The sequence below is a fragment of the Sporosarcina soli genome (genome assembly GCF_042655805.1).
GTDB lineage: Bacteria > Bacillota > Bacilli > Bacillales_A > Planococcaceae > Sporosarcina > Sporosarcina soli.
On record NZ_JBHSNO010000016.1, the window covers coordinates 293,394 to 312,188 of the forward strand.

Here is an 18,795-nt window from a genome sequence, read left to right on the forward strand (position 1 = left end):
TCGGACGGTCAGGCGTTAGTGATCTATTCAATATTTCGTAACCATTAGACGAATTTCATGATTGCGATTGACAATACAACAAACAAAATGGCAAGTACAACTGTTACCCGTTGAAGAACGAGATCAAGTCCACGCGCTTTTTGTTTTCCGAATAGTTGTTCAGCACCACCGGAAATCGCCCCTGAAAGACCAGCACTTTTCCCGGATTGCAATAAAACGACTACGATTAGCGAAAGTGCTACGATCACAAGCAGCGTCATCAGTAAAGCGTGCATTCTGTTCCACCTCCTGATTCGAACTTCACATAAGTATCATTTTACCAAAGACAGGTCTCCGATACAACCTATAGCATCAATTTAGCAACTGGCACTAGCTTCCGCATTTGGTTGTATTCACGAACTGTTTGCTTGACCCGGACTGTATTTGCTTGCACTCAACGCCAAGTTGGTTGCATTTCAGGACATTCAAACCAATGAAAAACCCGCCGAAGCGGGTTTTCCATTCAATCATTATTTTTTCAAGTTATAAAATGTTTTCGCACCTAGATATTGAGCTGTATCATCCAATTGATCTTCAATACGGAGCAATTGGTTGTATTTAGCAACGCGGTCCGTACGAGATGGCGCACCTGTCTTGATTTGACCAGCGTTTGTCGCCACTGCAATGTCAGCGATTGTCGTATCTTCCGATTCACCCGAACGGTGGGAGATGACCGCTGTGTAGCCTGCGCGTTTCGCCATTTCGATCGCATCGAATGTTTCTGTCAATGTACCGATTTGGTTCACTTTGATGAGGATCGAGTTGCCGATGCCCTCTTCAATTCCGCGTTTCAATTTCTCTGTATTCGTCACGAACAAGTCATCGCCGACCAGTTGAACCTTGTTGCCAAGACGTTCTGTCAGCAATTTGTGACCTGCCCAGTCGTTTTCATCCAAACCGTCTTCAATGGAAACGATCGGATATTTCTCACAAAGCTCTGCATACCAATCGACCATTTCTTCGGAAGTTTTCACGATGCCTTCGCCTGCAAGATTGTAAGTACCTTCTTCTTTGTTATAAAACTCGGATGAGGCAACGTCCATCGCTAGAAGCACTTCTTCGCCTGGCTTGTAGCCCGCTTTTTCAATCGCTTCGATGATCGTAGACAATGCTTCTTCGTTAGACGCCAAGTTCGGAGCGAATCCGCCTTCATCGCCTACAGCTGTGTTCAAGCCTTTCGCTTGCAATACAGCTTTCAAACTATGGAAAATTTCAGCACCCATACGGAGACCGTGACGGAACGATTCCGCGCCCACTGGCATGATCATGAACTCTTGGATATCAACGTTATTATCCGCATGCTCGCCGCCGTTCAGAATGTTCATCATCGGAACTGGCAATTGTTTCGCATTGACGCCGCCAAGGTATTGGTAAAGTGGGATATCCAAATAATCTGCTGCTGCACGAGCAACCGCCATGGACACACCTAGGATTGCATTGGCACCCAGGTTCCCTTTGTTTGGTGTACCATCGAGTTGGATCAGCGCTTTGTCGATCGAAATTTGGTCAAGAACGGAATAGTCTTCTTCCAATTGATCTGCAATGATTTCATTGACATGATTCACCGCTTTTAAAACGCCTTTTCCTAAATAACGATCTTTATCGCCGTCGCGCAGTTCGACTGCCTCATATTCCCCCGTTGAAGCACCGGATGGAACGATCGCTCGCCCGAACGCACCGCTTTCTGTAAATACTTCTACCTCAACAGTTGGATTCCCACGTGAATCAAGCACTTCTCTTGCCTGGATAACTGAAATAATTGGCATGTTTGTCTCCCCTTTTAAAATAATGGTTTACCGGTCATTTCAACCGGTTGTTCGAGCTGTAATAATTTTAGCATTGTTGGTGCAAGGTCCGCGAGTATTCCACCTTCTCGCAATTCAACATCCGGGTCCGTCACGAGGACAGGGACAGGATTTGTCGTGTGAGCGGTCATCGGTGCACCGTCTGTCGTCGTCACTTCATCCGCATTGCCATGGTCGGCAGTCACGATGGCCTTGCCGCCTTTTGCCGTCAATGCATCGATGATTTTCCCTAGACAGAGATCGACGGTTTCAATCGCCTTGATCGTCGGTTCCAGCATGCCGCTATGACCGACCATATCCGGGTTCGCAAAGTTCAAAATGATCGCATCATACCGATCTTCTTGAATCCCCTCGATCAATGCGTCCGTCACTTCAAATGCACTCATTTCCGGTTTCAAATCATACGTTGCCACTTTCGGAGAGGCAATCAGAATCCGGTCTTCTCCTTCAAATTTCTCTTCCCGTCCGCCACTCATGAAAAAGGTGACATGCGGGTATTTCTCAGTTTCCGCGATGCGCAATTGCGTCAATCCATTGCGGGAGATCACTTCACCGAGCGTGTTTTCCAGATTTTCATTGCCATAGGCGATATCTGCAGTCACTTCATCACTATAATGTGTGAACGTGACAAATTTCAAGTCCGTAAATTTTTTCTCTCCGGGATCAAACCCGTCAAACGAAGGATCCGTGAAGACACGCGATAACTGGATGGCACGATCCGGACGGAAGTTGAAGAAGACAACCGCATCCCCATCTTCCACTGTTGCCACCGGCTTTCCAAGCTCCTCGATGATGAACGGCACAACAAACTCGTCATGCACTTCACGTTCATAAGAAGCGAGGACGCCCGCAGTCGGTGTGGCAGCAGTGAGTCCCACACCATCGACAATGGCGCGGTACGCTTTCTCAACACGCTCCCAACGCTTATCCCGGTCCATCGCATAATAACGGCCGGATATGCTGGCAAATTTCCCGACACCAAGCTCTTGCATGACCTTTTCTGTCTGTTCGATGTAATCGAGGGCAGTCTGTGGCCCCACGTCACGCCCGTCCAAAAATCCATGGATGTACACTTTTTCAATGCCATTCAATTTGGCAAGTCGGAGCAGTGCAAACAGATGCTCATAATGGCTATGTACGCCGCCATCGGACAGCAGTCCCATCACATGAAGCGCAGATTGACGTTCTTTCGCATGGGCAACCGCGCGAAGGAGCGCTTCATTGTCAAAAAAGTCCGCTTCCCGGATTGACTTATTGATGCGCGTTAAGCTTTGATAGACGATACGGCCGGCTCCGATATTCAAATGACCGACTTCGGAGTTCCCCATCTGTCCTTCTGGAAGGCCTACCGCTTCGCCACACGCTGTCAAAGTGGCGTGGGGATAATTATCCCATAACAGTTCATAATTCGGCTTATTCGCTTGTGCAACCGCGTTGCCAAGCCGCTCATCCCGAAGGCCGAAGCCATCCAAAATGATGAGCGCTACAGGACTTTTACTCATTGGCGCCCGCCTCTAGCAACTGCAAATAGGAAGCTGGCTCCAAGCTTGCGCCGCCGACTAGCGCACCATCGATATGATCCATGGAGAGAAGTTCCTTAATATTACCCGGTTTGACGCTACCGCCGTATTGAATGCGGATGTGATCTGCCACGTCTGCATTATACACTTCAGCAATGGTCGCACGGATTGCACCACATACTTCATTCGCATCTTCCGCAGTTGCTGTTTTTCCAGTTCCGATTGCCCAAATCGGTTCATACGCAATGACTGCTGTTTTTGCTAAGTCTTCGCTAATTCCTTCAAAAGCTTGTTTCACTTGGTTCGCGACAAGTTCCACCGTTTTTCCACTTTCACGTTCTTCCAATGATTCTCCGACACAAACGATCGGTGTTAACTGATGGTTGAAAGCGGCATGGACTTTCCGATTGACGGCTGCATCCGTTTCGTTGAAATATTGACGGCGTTCCGAGTGGCCAAGCACGACATAACCGACTCCGACGGAAGCCAACATCGCCGGGCTCACTTCACCCGTGTAAGCTCCTTCATCCGCCTCGTGCATCGTTTGGGCGCCTATCCCGATAGAAGACGCATTCGTCAACTGGACAAGTTCAGGTAAATATAATGCAGGTGCACAAATGACTGCTTCTAAGTTGTCTGATACAGGTGCTTTCCCAAGTACTTCTTCCGTAAAGCTTCTAGCCTCTTCAGCTGTCTTATACATTTTCCAGTTTCCTGCAATAATTCGTTTTCGCAAATCGATTCCCTCCACTCAGTTATCGTTCAATGCTGTAACGCCTGGTAATGCTTTCCCTTCCATAAACTCAAGGGATGCACCCCCGCCAGTTGAAATGTGATCCATCTGATCAGCGACACCGAACTTTTCTACAGCGGCTGCCGAATCTCCGCCACCGATCACTGTGTAGCCTTCCGTTTCTGCCATCGCCTGTGCAACACGTTTAGTTCCGCCAGCAAATGGTTCCATTTCAAATACACCCATCGGTCCATTCCAAATGATCAATTTCGATTCTTTAATGACTTTCGCATACAATTCAGCCGTTTCCGTCCCGATATCCAGGCCTTGCCAATCTGCCGGAATGGCATCGACTTTCACGACTTTCGTTTGGGCATCTAGCGCAAAATTATCTGCGACGATCGTGTCGATTGGCAAATACAAGTTCACGCCTTTATCTTTCGCCTTTTGGATGAACGATTTCGCCAAATCAATTTTATCTTCTTCAAGCAAGGATTTTCCAATTTCATAGCCTTGTGCTTTCAGGAATGTGTAAGACAATCCACCGCCAATGATCAAGTTGTCTACTTTGTCCAGTAAATGATCGATGACATCGATCTTGTCTTTCACTTTCGCGCCTCCGATAATCGCTGTGAAAGGGCGCTCAGGCGTGGATAACGCCTTGCCGAGTACATCCAACTCTTTTTCCAACAAGAATCCCGACACGGCCGGGATATGTTCCGCAATACCTGCAGTCGATGCGTGCGCACGGTGTGCAGCGCCGAATGCATCATTGACAAACACATCTGCAAGCGCCGCAAATTGTTTCGCCAACTCCGCATCGTTCTTTTCTTCCCCAGGATGGAACCGAACATTTTCAAGCAGGACAATATCGCCATTTTTCATGTTTGAAATGGCGTTTTCCACATCTTCCCCGATGGATGTGTCGAGTTTCGTCACCGGTTTTCCAAGCAACTCTGCCAGTTTTTCACCTGCCGCTGTGAGTCGCATATCGTCCTTCACTTCGCCTTTCGGTCGACCAAGATGACTTGCAAGGATAACTTTCGCGCCTTGTTCCGTCAAATAAGTGATTGTCGGGATTGCCGCACGAACCCGTGTATCATCCGTCACTTTCCCTTCTTCCATCGGAACATTAAAATCCACCCGGCAAAAAACTCGTTTTCCTTCCAGTTGCAAATCCTTCATCGTCTTTTTAGACTTCATGAAAATGCACACCTCCAAATGATTATCCAATACGCTAAGACGTGTACCCGCCAAACGCATTCATTTCAAATAGAAACGAATCTATTTGAATTTCATAATAAAAGAAGGAACGGGGTAATCCCCGTTCCTTTACCCAACCCCATTATAAGCGGTATTGCTGTTTGTGGCTATATTTAACTTAATTTGCTGAATTGTGTCGGATGTTGTCACGGTCTAACTACGATTATAGGCCTTTGCGGTACATATGAAGCGCCAAATCGATACAACGTGCAGAGTATGCTGATTCATTGTCATACCAAGAAATGACTTTCACCATATTGTTTTCAAGGACCATTGTTGAAAGGCCATCCACTGTTGAAGAAGATGTGTTGCCATTGTAATCCCTAGAAACGAGCGGCAATTCATTGTAGTAAAGAACGCCTTGCAATTCATTGTCCGCTGCTTGTTTAAACGCATTGTTCACGTCTTCCTTCGTCACTTCTTTGTCCAGTTCAGCAACGAAGTCCACAAGCGAAACGTTCGGAGTTGGTACGCGGACAGCCATACCGTCTAGCTTCCCTTTCAATGCAGGAATGACTTTCGTTACAGCAGAAGCTGCACCTGTCGTTGTCGGAATCATGCTTTCGGCAGCTGCACGTGCACGTCTGTAATCAGAATGCGGCAAATCCAAAATGCGTTGGTCGTTCGTGTAAGAGTGAACCGTCGTCATCAATCCGCGTTTCACACCAAATTGTTCGTGAAGCACTTTAACAACCGGTGCAAGACAGTTTGTCGTACAAGATGCATTCGATACGATATCGTCACTTGCAGGGTCATAGTTCTCGTGGTTGACACCCATCACGAGCGTCGTAATATCGTCTTTTGCTGGAGCGGACAAGATGACTTTTTTCGCGCCCGCTTCAAGGTGTTTGCTCAATCCCGCTTTGTTAGTGAATACACCTGTTGAATCGACTACGACGTCAACGCCTAGTTCACCCCAAGGTAATGCTGCCGGATCTTTTTCTGCATAGACTTTCACTTTTTTGCCATCGACAACAAGTGTGTCATTATCCGCGCTTACTTCGCCTTCATAGACGCCATGGACAGAGTCATACTTCAAAAGGTGTGCAAGCATCGCTGCATCCGTCAAGTCGTTGACGGCTACGATTTCAATTTCCTGTTGTTTCATAGCTTCCCGAAATACTTTACGTCCAATTCGTCCAAATCCGTTAATCGCAAGTTTTAATGTCATAATAAAATCCCTCCGCATTTTTTATGTCGCTAACTATAATCAAATTTATCTTCAATATAATCTATTCCCTGATAAGGTCAGTGCCAATCCATCCCACTATGGGTTGATCAAGATTTTCAGCATTTCATTTGCTGCCCCTTCGTCAGTGATTAAAATCGACTGTTTAGGCGCACTGGCCATATATGCCAATATCGCTTCCGCCTTACTGCCTCCACCCGCCACTGAAAGGATGAGTGGAATTCTTTCCAGCTGGGACGTCTGGATGCCAATCGTCCGAATGCGGTGTACGATACTCCCTTGGCTGTCAAAATAATAGCCGAATGCTTCTCCTTTTGCCCCTTGATCCGAAAGCATTTGCCTTTCTTCATCCGCTGTATTCCGCAAAGTGGCCATCGTTTGGGCATCACCGATTCCATGCAGTACGCAATCCGTGGTTTCATAAAGGTCGAGCATCTTCAGGACGGACGGCTCTTTCTGGAACGCCTCATGCGCTTCCTGGCTCAACGATTCCGGATAATAAAAGGTATTATAGGAACCGCCGCATGCTTTGGCGAATGAGGCCGCGATGACATTTGCCTGCAAGCCAATATCGTCACCGACACCACCGCGCGCCGCGATGAACAGCAAGTCATCCGCGTTGCTTTGGGCTATATACTGCGGAATCGACGCTACGGTACTACCACCTGTAACGGCGACGACTTTACCTTCACCTATATTAGCAATGAACTGTTTAGCCGCTTCCATACCTAGTAAACTTTTGGAAGTGGTATCAGCGTCACAATTCCCACTGACCACATGGACAGCCCGAATGCCTAACATCTCCGTCAGCTTCTTGCCCAATATCGTGCGTCCGGACCAATCGTCCATCACCGATTCAAGCGCTTGTAATACTCGATTTCCTTCCGCAGTGATTGTAGTTCCTTTTTTCTCAATAAGAATGAGGTTTTGCGCTCTTAGCAACTCTACCATCGTGCGCGTTTCTCGCTCCGAAAGACCAGCCATTTGACCGATTGTCCGTCGCCCAATTGGACCTGCCATTTTGACAAACTTCAATATCCGGTATCTTTGTTGCATCAATTCCATCATTTCAGGCACAAGCTTACTTTGTGCTTCCATCACCGCGTCCAATGGTAGCCTCCTCTAAATTTATTGGACACTTATCGTCCCACCACACAACAAAACGTCCCACATAGGGCAAAAAAATATACTTTTCGTACATAGTATATGCCTTTTTTCTTAAAAGTTCAAACATAAAGAACTATGCTTTACAATAATTCGACGATATCCGCGTAGCCAATCGAGCCGAATAACAGCACTTCGTCGTCCTTTTCAATGACCGGAATCATTAGCATATATTTTTCATGACTAGCATCATCCGTTTCAATATCCACTGTTGTCCATGTCAATGGAAAGTCTTTTTGAACAAGCTTCAACATCAATTCCGCTTCGTCACAAAGATGACAACCCGGTTTTGTATAGAACGTCACATGCATTTTTGAACACCTCATCGTTTTTCATCCATCTACCTTCAGTATAATGAAAAAGCGGACGGATGCACAGTAGATTGCCCGTGTATGCCGTCCGTTTTGAAATTTCATGTCCAGTTTGATTCACCAACCGCGTCCTGCTCCACCTCCACCGCCGGAACCACCGCCGCCGGTGAAGCCGCCTCCGCCTCCGAAACCGCCGCCAAATCCACCGCCACTTCCTCCACCAAAGGATCCCGGGAAGAAAATCGGACCGCTGCCTCTTCCGCGGTAACGACCGGAACCTCCGCCTCCTCCGCCTCCTCCTCTACCACCACCGTTACGTCCGATGCGATACAAGATGTAGATGATGATGAGAACGATAATCGGAAATGGGATGCCAAAATCCGAATCGCTCTTTTGTTGATCTGGAGCTGTTACTGGAGCGATTTCGCCTTCCCAGTTATATTCTGCAGCAATTTCATTGTAAAACGCTTTATAAGCCTCCATGATGGCCCTATCAGGCTCTCCTTGCTCAAGATAAGGGTATGCCAGCTGATCAATGATCCTGCCGATTTTACCGTCCGGAAGCGCACCTTCCAAACCGTAACCTGTCGTCAGAAAGAATTCACGTCTTCCGCTTTCACCCTTTACAGTCGTGACAACTAACAAGGCACCGTTATTTTCCTCCTGCTTGCCTAATTGATATGCCCGCAGCGCTTTCGTCGCAAAAGTATCGATTGCTTCATTACCGATAGTCGGTAACGTTAATACCGCTAGTTCAGCCCCTGTCGCATCGTTCAATTGCTGACCGTAACGATTGAGCTCTTCTTTTTGTTCCGATGACAAGACATTTGCATGATCTTGTATATAGTAATCATATGGATCCCAAGGTGGGACGTCAGCTGCCCATACTGCGATCGGATGATAGGCGAAGCAGAGTAAACAAATCGTTGCTGCGATGCGGACAGCTTGTCGCCTCACTTTCCATCCTCTCCGAAGTCCACTTTCGGTGCCTCATTTGCAGCTGCATCGGCTTTGAAATATTCTTTTTCTTCAAATCCGAAAACGGTTGCCACGATTTTCCCCGGAAAACGTTTCACTTGTCGATTGTACGTCGCGACTTCGTTATTATAATCCTGTCTCGCAACACCAATCCGATTTTCCGTCCCTGACAGTTCATCCATCAGTTGACGGAAATTCGCGTCGGCTTTCAACTCGGGATAATTTTCAACGACAACAAGAAGTCTGCTCAATGCACCAGACAATGCCGCATCCGCATCTGCCTGCTCTTCCGGCCCCTGTGCTCCCGCTAACCTTGACCGGGCATTTGCAATATCGCCAAGCACTTCTTTCTCATGACTCGCAAAACCTTTCACCGTATTCACCAAATTGGGAATCAAATCAAGTCTGCGCTGTAGCTGATTCTCCACTTGTGCATACGCCTGATCCACATTTTCCTCCTGCGTCACAAACTTGTTATAGCTCGGGACAAACAGAATACCGAGAACGACCAAAAGTATGACAATACCCGCAATCGGTCCAAGCACTTTTCGCATATCATCACGCCTACCTTTCATTTTCATCTATTTACCCTATTCCTTCACGTCATAAAACTTTTCGGATAATTACTATATGCTGGACAAACTCACGAGTAGTTTCACCATTTCGTTAAGGGAATAAAAAAAATCTGCAAGCCCATTATGAGCTTGCAGATTTTTCAAGGGAAAGTCGTTACATCTAGAATGCCTCGGCGGACGTATATAGCAGAAGGTAAATGCCTATTCTATAAGGTTTCTTGTATATCTTGTGTAAAATATGTGTAAAAAAGTTTACTGGTGAACGTTCAATGACCACTGCTCATTGAACGTATTTTGTGTTTCATACCCTTTAACAATCCGGTAAAATGTTGTCTTCGACAATCTATGCAACAGACGGAGCTGATATTAATCATTTTTCTTTACCCATTCATTTAGCCATTCAATTTCCTCTTGTGAGATTCGTTGGTCTTTTTCCAATACATCCCTTTCTTCAATATGATGCCAATTAGCTTCTTCCCATTCTAAGTAAGCTTCCCACTCACGCATAACTTTTACTGCCTTGTCAGTTTCCAATTGCTTTCTAGTTTTGAATGGTAATATTTTCCCCATAATTACCACCTCTTCCGATCTAATATGTTTCTTTCATATTAAATGTTAAAGGGTAAATAATCAAAAATGAAAAAAAGAGCCAAAACCGAATTGGTCTTTTGCTCAACTTAACTTTTACACTTAAAACTCGGATATAATACAAGTCGAAATATACTACCAACTATATTTTTCAATTTTACGTCTAGAATGTCTAGTTTTCTTCAGATATCCTGACTTAATCAATTTATGCAAGTCGTTTGCTGGTTTACCAATAATGATGTTTGTTATATCTCCTTTCTCGTAAGGATTCCCATCACTCTTTGAATAACCTAATTCATATACTTTAATTGCAACCTTTTCAATACTACCTATGTATGCGTATTCCTTAATAATTTGCTCTTTCAGTGTTTCTGGCTGGAAGGATTCAACTAAATCAATAAATCTTTGTAAAGTAGCAATTTCTTTTTTTGCTTGATCTACAGTTTTCAAATTTTTCATCATCGCTCGCCCCCTCATTCTAAATATTCTATACTCGTTACTAAATACCCTCTTTTCCAGTTTGCGGCTGGTTACTTAGAATGATTTTACTCATAAAAAAAAGACTGCCTTAAAGTTGAAGAATTCTACTTTTAGGCAGCCACATTTTCTATTATAGTTATCCTGACTTCTTGCTTTCGATTAAATCGTTACGGCTTGCTCATCAATACCAAGCTGTATCATAGCCTCTGCAATATCTCTTACGCTAAGGTTTAGTGCATGAAAGATTTTATTGTATGTTTCCGTGGATAAATTATCGAAACCGCCTTCTGCTCGGGAAATAGTCTTTTGACCAACGTTAGCCAATTTAGAAAGTTCCTTTTGAGAATAACCAAGTGCAACCCGACGGGAGAAGATGATTTTTGCGTAAACGGGTGATAAACCACCTAAAGTTTCTTTCAAGTCGGGATGACCTTCTTTTAACATCGAGGTAGTCATGGATAAGAGATCTTTTGTGCGTTTCAATTCAATCAGTCCCTTCCAAATAATATTCAGGATTAAGTTTTACTCTTTTGTACATTTCATTGGTGAGGTCTCTCATAATGTCAGTTTCATCTACATTTGGAACCAATGTTTTTTTGAAATACTTCACAAAGACATAATTGGAGGCCTCTTTATATAGGTATGGAAAAAACAAAAATCGTAAATGTTCATTTCTATTCATAGCGTATCGAAGTTCATAAATCGGAACAACTTTCAAAGGTTTTACCAACTCATATCTTTTCGTTCTTGGAAAGCCATTAAATGTAATCGTTATTTCAGACATAGTATTAATTAAGTTTTCTAGAGGTTGCACACTCAACAGATTAAATGCACTTTGCAAAAACATTAGGTGAAGTTTCGCTTCCTCAGATGACTGTGATTCCTGAGATAATTGAGAAAGGAACTCACCGACTACATCCTGATTATTTTCATCAAGTATCGTTATTATGTTGTGTTTATTTATATTCATTATACGCTTATTATACCGTAAATGACATCATTTATCTAATAATTCATGTCATTTACGACTCCTCCTTTTTCTTCTATATTTTAAATGCAGCATGACTGCCCTTATCTACAAAATCCTTCACCATGACAACTTTATCGGAAAATTGTTCCACTGTATTTGTACTACTACCTATAATAATGGATAGGACATTAAAGGCTTTCTCTTTTTTCTTCTTATTGAAATCTTCAAGAAATGAATCCCTTAACCTGTCTTCGCCGTCCGTAACAAACACTACATCCGCTTGTTTAAAACGGCTTTCATTAATTATGCTTAGTGATTTACTAAGTGGCAGGGCAAAATCTGTCCCTCCACTAAGGAAGGTTTGTGCCAGATCCACCATATCTGAGCTCTTTATTTTTCCTTTTTCATATTTAAATACTTGTGTTCGTGTGGAAAACAAAATCAAGCAAAAATCCCTTCTTTTTCTTCTGGCAATCGACATAAGGGCTAAAGTGAACCCTTTTGATTGAGTATCAAGGTTCCGCATACTACCGGACTGATCCAAGCAAAGTATGATTGGGCCCTTCCCTAGCACCTCCTGTCCCTTCTGTTCATACATCATCGTCTGATCTTCTACAAACCGATGAAGAAAGTCGTTCTTAGTTGTAGGATGCGTGTACAATCCCAGCTCCATCGGCAACAACCGTTCAATATCGTTGCCTATTGTAACTCCACTTCTTTCCATTGCCTCATTATATTTAGTCTTCTGCTTCTTACGGGCTACTTGTTTGAATCGACCTGCCCACTCAGCAATTTCTTTCATTTTCTTATCAGAAGCAATCTTCTCCGCTAGTGAAATTTGGTCTCGTAAAGGAACCTTTTTCAGTTCTGCATCCCCACTGCCAGCTCCGGTACCACCGAGTAAAGACTTCAACCCATCCTTCACCTGTTTTGTTTCTTGCATGGCTTGTGCCATAGCCGTTGAAAAGCTGTGGCTGTTGCTCTGTAGTGTCTGTTCCAGTTGACCGTTCAAGTCTGCCATCGCTTGCGTAAGGTCAGTATTCAACTGCTCATCGCCATTTCCAGCCCCGTCCTGCTGCTCTTGCTTTTGGAGTTGCCTCTGCATCGCTTGGATTTCCTGCATCTTCTTTTGTAGCTCTTCATCCCGTTCTTTTTGCTCAGCTAGCCATTGATTCGTTTTCTCTCCAAATTTTACTGTACCGATGGCTGACGATAAATCATCCAAACGAGTGAAGCTTCGATAGTTTTCAAAGGAATCATCTGTCATGATTTTTTCCATAAGTGATTTGTTAACTTGAAGATCCTCGGGAACGTCCTCTTCCGTCATTTTTGGTTTCATTTTATATAGGGAAGCCCAAATGTCACCGAGTAGTGGTTCAAACGTTGGTAACTCTCCCTCGTCACTTATCTTTTGAAGTCCCTGAGACATCTCATAAATTTCATTGAAACGCCTTTTATCGAATGTATCTGCATTCAATACAGAGCAATTCTTATTTTGAATTTTACTTACTCCCATGAAGAGCACTTCCTTTCATTTTTTGAAAAAGAAATGCCGAAGGAAATCCCCTCGACATCTCAAGTCTTCATTCTTCAATATTTAAAACGGTATATCGACCGTTTGCTTGTCATTTGGATTCTCAAAATCCATGGGCTCTAGAATGCTATCCAAGATTTCTTGTTGCATTACCTTCACTTTATCGAGTATTGGATCGATATCCATAGATCGACTTTGATTATGTTTTTTAAGCTTATTCAAATCAGCGACCAATGCCTTCATTTTCTGTGTAGCTTCCATCCCTGCATCTGTCGAATTATCTTTCAACATCGAATTAAACACTTCATTTGCTTCGTTTTGTATTGAATCGATTGCCCGAGTCACTACATCTTGTGCATGACTACGTACAATAAGCGATACTGTATCCTTTTGATCGACCGTTTCCCAAAGGGCATTTTCAAGAATGACAATATCATCGACTTTTACAACTTGCCGCTGGTTGATGAGCGCCTTCGCCTGCAGTACACTCAATGATTGTTTGAAGCGTCGATCTGATGGACGAATCCCTTCATCCCTTAGCCCCATGCGAATCTTTGAAAGGGTCTCGTAAATTTCATCAGGTATAGCGACCATATCCGTGAAAAACTGAAGTTGAATCAATTCTTCCATGGTCATGGATGGCATTGGCTGATGTTGTCCAGCCCCTTTCATCATAGAAACAAAATTCGTTTCATCCGCAATATAATCGATTTCAAATCTTAAAAGGAACCTGTCGAATAGAGCCTCTAGCCCTTCCTCCTCGTCAGGATACTCATTTGATGCGCCTATGACAGACATTAAAGGAACTTCTATAGGCAATCCGTTGTTATAGAAGAGCCTTTCATTAATAAGGGTTAACAAACTGTTTAATATGGCGCTGTTGGATTTGAAAATCTCATCTAAAAAAACAAGGTGGGCTTCCGGCATCTTAGTTGCTGTATTTCGTTTGTAAACACCCTGTTCAAGGTCCTTTAGTGATAATGGCCCGAATACTTCTTCCGGAGTACTGAACCTTGTCAGCAGCCACTGAAAGTATTCCGTGCCTTGCACAATCTTTGCGATTTCAACGGATAATGCAGATTTCGCAGTTCCAGCTGGACCTATCATTAACATGTGCTGCCTCGATAACAAAGCAATTAAGATGGCCTCTACCTCATTTTCACGTTCAAAGAATTTAGCATTTAAAGCGATTTTGATTTCCTCTAATTTTGAAAAGTTGTTGGTTGTCATTTATAAATCATCCCTTCAAATCTACTTTTTAAAGAAAGTGGAAGCAAGTACATTCCCCTTATTTACGATAGATCCGTAACCATTCTTGTGATTTCCGAACGGATTTTCATGATTTTTTGTTCAAATTGAACTGACTCATCTTTTACGATTCCCTTATAGTTTTTATAGTTCAAGATGACAGCATTCGCATTTTCAATGATTTCTTTCACTTGCCCTTTTCTTAGGTTTCCACTTGCTTTACAGTCGTTTAAAATGGATTCCAAATGCTCATTTAGTTTGCTGTTGACCATATTCCGGTTATCAAAAGTATTAACGACCGGAATCTTGAACCCCTCGCTGTTTTCCAGTGAAGATGTGAATTTCACTAACTTCCCCAGTCCGTCCGTATGTGAATCGGGAACAAAATAGATGCCGCCATTTGGACGCACCGGCGTGGGCGCAAGCGACTGCAGAATTTTATTGACCATGACCCGTAATTGCTGGGCTGAATAATTATCCTTGAAGATATTGAACATCTGCTCCGCTTCTATACAAAGCTCTTTAGCCGTCTCGTTTTCGGATACGAACGTGATGGATACATTCTTCTTATCCAACGTGATCACACTGGCTTTACTGTTGTAATCCAGCCTCTTCCCTGCCTGATTCACAGATTCCACTACGATATTTCGCTGCACGTAGTCCTTGTCTGCAAACACTTCTCGAATCAGATAGTTTTCAAATACCCCAGCATTAGCAGTCGCCTTGCGGGTTTCAATCTCTTTTGTCGCCCGACGGAAAGCATCTGCAGGACGTATGGTATTAGGCATCCACACTTCTTCTAAACCGGACTGAATAAGTTTGTTTTTCAATTCGTCAGTTTTGATGAGCTGTTTCCCGACGCTGTACCACATCAAGTGACCAAGTATTCCCTTTTGGTTTTCATTTTGAACGGCTGTCATGTTTTCGAGATAAATAGACATGCTAATCAACTTCCTTCCTGTATAATTTTTTAAGAAACAAAAAAAGCATCCACTTAGCTTTTAACTAAATAAATGCGTTTTGAAATAACCCCTGTTTATTTTTCAAATTCTAGCCTGCAGACAGACCCTCTCCTTTCATCCAACTAGTTTACAAATCAAAAAAGTCGATTGCATCCTAAAAAGGACTCAATCGACTTTTAATATATATCACGCAAATTGCGTAAATAACGTATGGTAATCCGCCTAGCGACACATCTTTGACTAACCGTCTGCCTAACTTTCTTCTTATAAATAGAAGAGTATGAAGGCTAATAAATTTATGCCGAGTCTCAATTCGCTAATGCAAATGGTGTAACGGCTTTCACCAGTGAGTTGAATAGTGACTTAATCATTTGAAGAATATACATATAGACTACCAAAACCATTTACTTATCGCAAACTTGTCGAAAGTTATTGTTATTTAAATTGGATACTCATATACGAAATCTATTCATATACACAAAAACACCCTCTAAAATACTGCCAGCAAATTCAACAAAAACAGATATGTTTTTTTATACACAAGAATATTAAAAAAGAAACAACCATCAAAGCGTTTATAAATATAAGTATAAACAATAACTTATACAATGTGCTACGCAGTTCTAAGTATGGCGATTCTAGATATGTGTACTCCAAGTCAGCAATATCTTTTTTTTGCATCAAGGTAATTTCTTGAATGAAATATTGAAATTGTTTTTTCGTCAACTGAAATCTTTTTTCTGATGAATTATTCATTAAATAATAATATATAACAGAGAATATTATAAAAATGATTAGTAAAGTAGCAAAATATGTTACGGTTAAACTATCGATTGACCTGTATAGTGTTGTGGCTATTATTATTATAATTGAAAGTAAAGATGCTACAATCGAAGTATTAATTTTATCAGTTTGTTCATAAATAACTTTCGAAACATTCATTGCTTCTTTAAGAAGTTGATCCTTCGTTTTAAAAAAATCTTTAATATTATCCTCAACATAATGGTCATAATAGTGATTGATAGTTTTCCATATATTAGACAATTTATTGTCTACATCAGAAATACTTTCCTGATCCATAACGTAGAGAGAAAAGACTTTTTTAATTATAATAAATTTTTCTGTGTATTTTTGAATTGAAACTAAGAAGGTAAATATATTTATAAAATATGGATAACTATCAGTATTAAAATCGTTATTTATTGCTATTGAAATAGTTTTTTCACCTCTAAGCACAAAATTGTTATCTTCAATTTTATCTGAAAGGCATTCAAGCATTACGTAATAAAAATTCCTTTGAATTAACTTAAAAAAAGTAGTGGTAGTTGAAACATTATTGGAGACTTTAAATGAGTACGGATTGTAATAGTAATTCTGTCCACTATTTTTATTATTGGATAAATAGAAATTAATGTTCTCCTGAACGACGGAATCTATATATTTTTTTGGAATCTCTGATAAAATCGAATCCTGATCTAAAGATATAAAAACTATAGTGTCAGTTTCAATAGACTCATTGTATGGGATTCCTATATTTATTTTATATCCTTCTCTATAATTCCCTATTGATTTAATAGATTCTATTGCAGAGTATTTATCTAAAAAATAGTAATTTAAGTTTCCCATATCCTCAAGAGTAGAATTTTTTTCTAGTAATATGGTTATAGACTCAATTTCTAAGATATCAATGCTGCTACTTTCTAAATCCCCTATGATTTCATTACAATCATAGGGAAAGGGATTGCAAAATATTTCGAAGCTATTTACAACCTCATTTAATTTTTTTAAAAGCGTTAGGGTAATATCTTCATCGATTTTAATTTCTGTAACTTCCAACGTTTCTTTTATAGTGTATTTACTTTCGATATTGGTGAGTATCGCTTGAAATTCACTATAAGAATCGAAGATTTGGCTAATGGACATTTCAAGCGATACCCCCTCGTTTTACTTTAAATCTCTTTTAAATTTCAAACTCTTATCAATCTTTATTATAGTATTACCTTCTGTATCTTTGTCTACATTTATTTGCGTAAAAATACCTTTATTAAATCTAAAGTATATTTGGTCCTTCTCACTTCTATAAACAACAGTTTGATCTTTTCTTTCCACAGTGAAAGTAGTTTGATGATCCGGATATTTACTTAAATAATCTCTAACGAATTCATTAGATTTATTATTTATGTACATTTCTCTATCTATTTTATCACTAGGTACGTTATCTAATAAAACATTTTTGATAGCAGTATTTAACTCGATTCGAGATCCGTTTGAAAACTCTCTGTCTATTGACTCAAATATTTTATTTGGATCTACTTCTGGCAAAATACTAATGAACTTTTCTTTGGCTTCTCTTACTACTTCCCTGGTGATAATTTTATCATTTAATAGCTCTTCTGCTTGTAGGTACGATTCAATGAAAAATCTGGCCGGTTCTCCTTCCTTCTGCTGTTTATCCATGACAAATAGCTCTGCTTTTTCATTCACTGGTTTATTAAATCTAATTATTGCACATTTATGAACTCGGTCATTTGAATCTGGTAAAATGTTTTCTAAAACAGACAGAGTTAGATTAGTGTAGTTTACCTGAACGCCTTGTTTAGGATCTAATTTAATTAAGAATATGCATCCTTCTTCACCTATTTCAACTTCAAAAACAAAGAAAGTACCACTACTATTAGAACTTGAATTTTTCATTATCCTGAATAGATTTTCCGTTAACTCCCTAGACAGTTTAATAAACTCTTCATCTGTTTTATTTGAAACGAATCTATTTATTTTAGTTTTAACTGTTGCATCTTCATCAATAAATTGACAACTTTTTGTTGATTTACCTTCTCTTGTTTCTAAAAAATGAGTTCGAAAAAAATCGTCGATTACTTGATTGTTCTCGGCAATAGGAAATAATTCATCCGATAATCGGGGCTCAGAAGAACTAAGATCTATGGCATTAATTGACATTCTATTAATTTTCATACTCATTACTAATGACATTTGAAATACCTCCCTAACAATAATTAGTACTATCATACCAATTATCGAAGTGGAATTGTACATTTTATAAAATACAAATAGAATTACACAAATAAAGACTCCCATAATACCGAATTTTATGTTAAGTAGCATGGCAAACAATAAGTTTCTGTTCAACAATCGGGTGCTAGTGTTGAATAGCGATAAGGCTGATAGGAATTTAAATGAAAGTGATTCAAAGATTTAATAGTGCTGCTTGAGCATGTTTCAAGTTTCCTAATCAGCAGATCTGACTTGCTCTATATTATAGAAGATAAATATTATCGGATCACTGGCATCGCCGTAATTCGGAGGAAAATCCGGTTGCTGGAAGCCAACGATTATAGAAGATATTTCTACGGTGACAAAGGTAAGACGATAAAATGCGATTTGAATGTTGACGAATTTGAGAAACTGGCGCAAGTCG

The 18,795-nt window shown here is 41.3% G+C and carries 19 protein-coding genes; all 19 read right to left on the minus strand.

Annotated features, from left to right (window positions below; genetic code table 11):
- Positions 1–44 precede the first annotated feature (44 nt).
- Entirely contained in the window at positions 45–275 is a 231-nt protein-coding gene (secG, locus tag ACFPRA_RS22090; RefSeq protein WP_381439541.1) for a preprotein translocase subunit SecG, read from the minus strand.
- Positions 276–509: 234 nt separating this feature from the next.
- A complete protein-coding gene (gene eno / locus ACFPRA_RS22095) occupies positions 510–1,805 on the minus strand; it encodes a phosphopyruvate hydratase (protein ID WP_381439544.1) in 1,296 nt (431 codons plus the stop codon).
- Positions 1,806–1,819: 14 nt separating this feature from the next.
- Entirely contained in the window at positions 1,820–3,346 is a 1,527-nt protein-coding gene (gene gpmI / locus ACFPRA_RS22100; RefSeq protein ID WP_381439546.1) for a 2,3-bisphosphoglycerate-independent phosphoglycerate mutase, read from the minus strand.
- Positions 3,339–4,100 carry a triose-phosphate isomerase gene (gene tpiA / locus ACFPRA_RS22105; protein ID WP_381439548.1) on the minus strand — a complete coding sequence of 254 codons (762 nt, stop codon included), beginning with the start codon at positions 4,098–4,100 and terminating at the stop codon, positions 3,339–3,341. The genes gpmI and tpiA overlap by 8 nt, the downstream gene beginning before the upstream one ends.
- 15 nt (positions 4,101–4,115) lie before the next feature.
- Complete coding sequence (locus tag ACFPRA_RS22110; RefSeq protein WP_381439551.1) at positions 4,116–5,300, minus strand: phosphoglycerate kinase; 1,185 nt, start codon at positions 5,298–5,300, stop codon at positions 4,116–4,118.
- A gap of 223 nt (positions 5,301–5,523) precedes the next feature.
- Positions 5,524–6,531 carry a type I glyceraldehyde-3-phosphate dehydrogenase gene (gene gap, locus ACFPRA_RS22115; protein ID WP_381439553.1) on the minus strand — a complete coding sequence of 336 codons (1,008 nt, stop codon included), beginning with the start codon at positions 6,529–6,531 and terminating at the stop codon, positions 5,524–5,526.
- Between the two features lie 96 nt (positions 6,532–6,627).
- On the minus strand, positions 6,628–7,650 hold the full coding sequence (locus tag ACFPRA_RS22120; protein ID WP_381440009.1) for a sugar-binding transcriptional regulator: 1,023 nt from the start codon (positions 7,648–7,650) through the stop codon (positions 6,628–6,630).
- A 146-nt stretch (positions 7,651–7,796) separates the two neighbouring features.
- Entirely contained in the window at positions 7,797–8,039 is a 243-nt protein-coding gene (locus tag ACFPRA_RS22125; RefSeq protein ID WP_381439555.1) for a glutaredoxin family protein, read from the minus strand.
- Between the two features lie 102 nt (positions 8,040–8,141).
- Positions 8,142–8,981 carry a TPM domain-containing protein gene (locus ACFPRA_RS22130; protein WP_381439557.1) on the minus strand — a complete coding sequence of 280 codons (840 nt, stop codon included), beginning with the start codon at positions 8,979–8,981 and terminating at the stop codon, positions 8,142–8,144.
- Positions 8,978–9,556 (minus strand): LemA family protein, encoded by a 579-nt coding sequence (locus tag ACFPRA_RS22135; protein ID WP_381440011.1) that lies wholly within the window; start codon positions 9,554–9,556, stop codon positions 8,978–8,980. The genes ACFPRA_RS22130 and ACFPRA_RS22135 overlap by 4 nt, the downstream gene beginning before the upstream one ends.
- 387 nt (positions 9,557–9,943) lie before the next feature.
- The gene (locus ACFPRA_RS22140; protein WP_381439560.1) at positions 9,944–10,147 is read right to left on the minus strand and encodes a hypothetical protein; all 204 of its coding nucleotides are present in this window, start codon (positions 10,145–10,147) and stop codon (positions 9,944–9,946) included.
- A gap of 153 nt (positions 10,148–10,300) precedes the next feature.
- The gene (locus ACFPRA_RS22145; protein ID WP_381439562.1) at positions 10,301–10,624 is read right to left on the minus strand and encodes a hypothetical protein; all 324 of its coding nucleotides are present in this window, start codon (positions 10,622–10,624) and stop codon (positions 10,301–10,303) included.
- A 180-nt stretch (positions 10,625–10,804) separates the two neighbouring features.
- Positions 10,805–11,128 carry a helix-turn-helix transcriptional regulator gene (locus tag ACFPRA_RS22150; protein ID WP_381439564.1) on the minus strand — a complete coding sequence of 108 codons (324 nt, stop codon included), beginning with the start codon at positions 11,126–11,128 and terminating at the stop codon, positions 10,805–10,807.
- Position 11,129: 1 nt separating this feature from the next.
- Entirely contained in the window at positions 11,130–11,615 is a 486-nt protein-coding gene (locus tag ACFPRA_RS22155; protein WP_381439567.1) for a hypothetical protein, read from the minus strand.
- Positions 11,616–11,688: 73 nt separating this feature from the next.
- The gene (locus ACFPRA_RS22160; RefSeq protein WP_381439569.1) at positions 11,689–13,131 is read right to left on the minus strand and encodes a VWA domain-containing protein; all 1,443 of its coding nucleotides are present in this window, start codon (positions 13,129–13,131) and stop codon (positions 11,689–11,691) included.
- A gap of 81 nt (positions 13,132–13,212) precedes the next feature.
- On the minus strand, positions 13,213–14,379 hold the full coding sequence (locus tag ACFPRA_RS22165; protein ID WP_381439571.1) for an AAA family ATPase: 1,167 nt from the start codon (positions 14,377–14,379) through the stop codon (positions 13,213–13,215).
- 62 nt (positions 14,380–14,441) lie between these two features.
- Positions 14,442–15,338 carry a DUF6744 family protein gene (locus ACFPRA_RS22170; protein WP_381439574.1) on the minus strand — a complete coding sequence of 299 codons (897 nt, stop codon included), beginning with the start codon at positions 15,336–15,338 and terminating at the stop codon, positions 14,442–14,444.
- Positions 15,339–15,869: 531 nt separating this feature from the next.
- Positions 15,870–17,282, minus strand: coding sequence for a hypothetical protein (locus tag ACFPRA_RS22175; RefSeq protein WP_381439576.1), 1,413 nt, complete (start codon positions 17,280–17,282; stop codon positions 15,870–15,872).
- A gap of 21 nt (positions 17,283–17,303) precedes the next feature.
- Positions 17,304–18,350, minus strand: a complete 1,047-nt coding sequence (locus tag ACFPRA_RS22180) for a nucleoid-associated protein (RefSeq protein ID WP_381439578.1) — start codon at positions 18,348–18,350, stop codon at positions 17,304–17,306.
- Between the last annotated feature and the right edge of the window lie 445 nt (positions 18,351–18,795).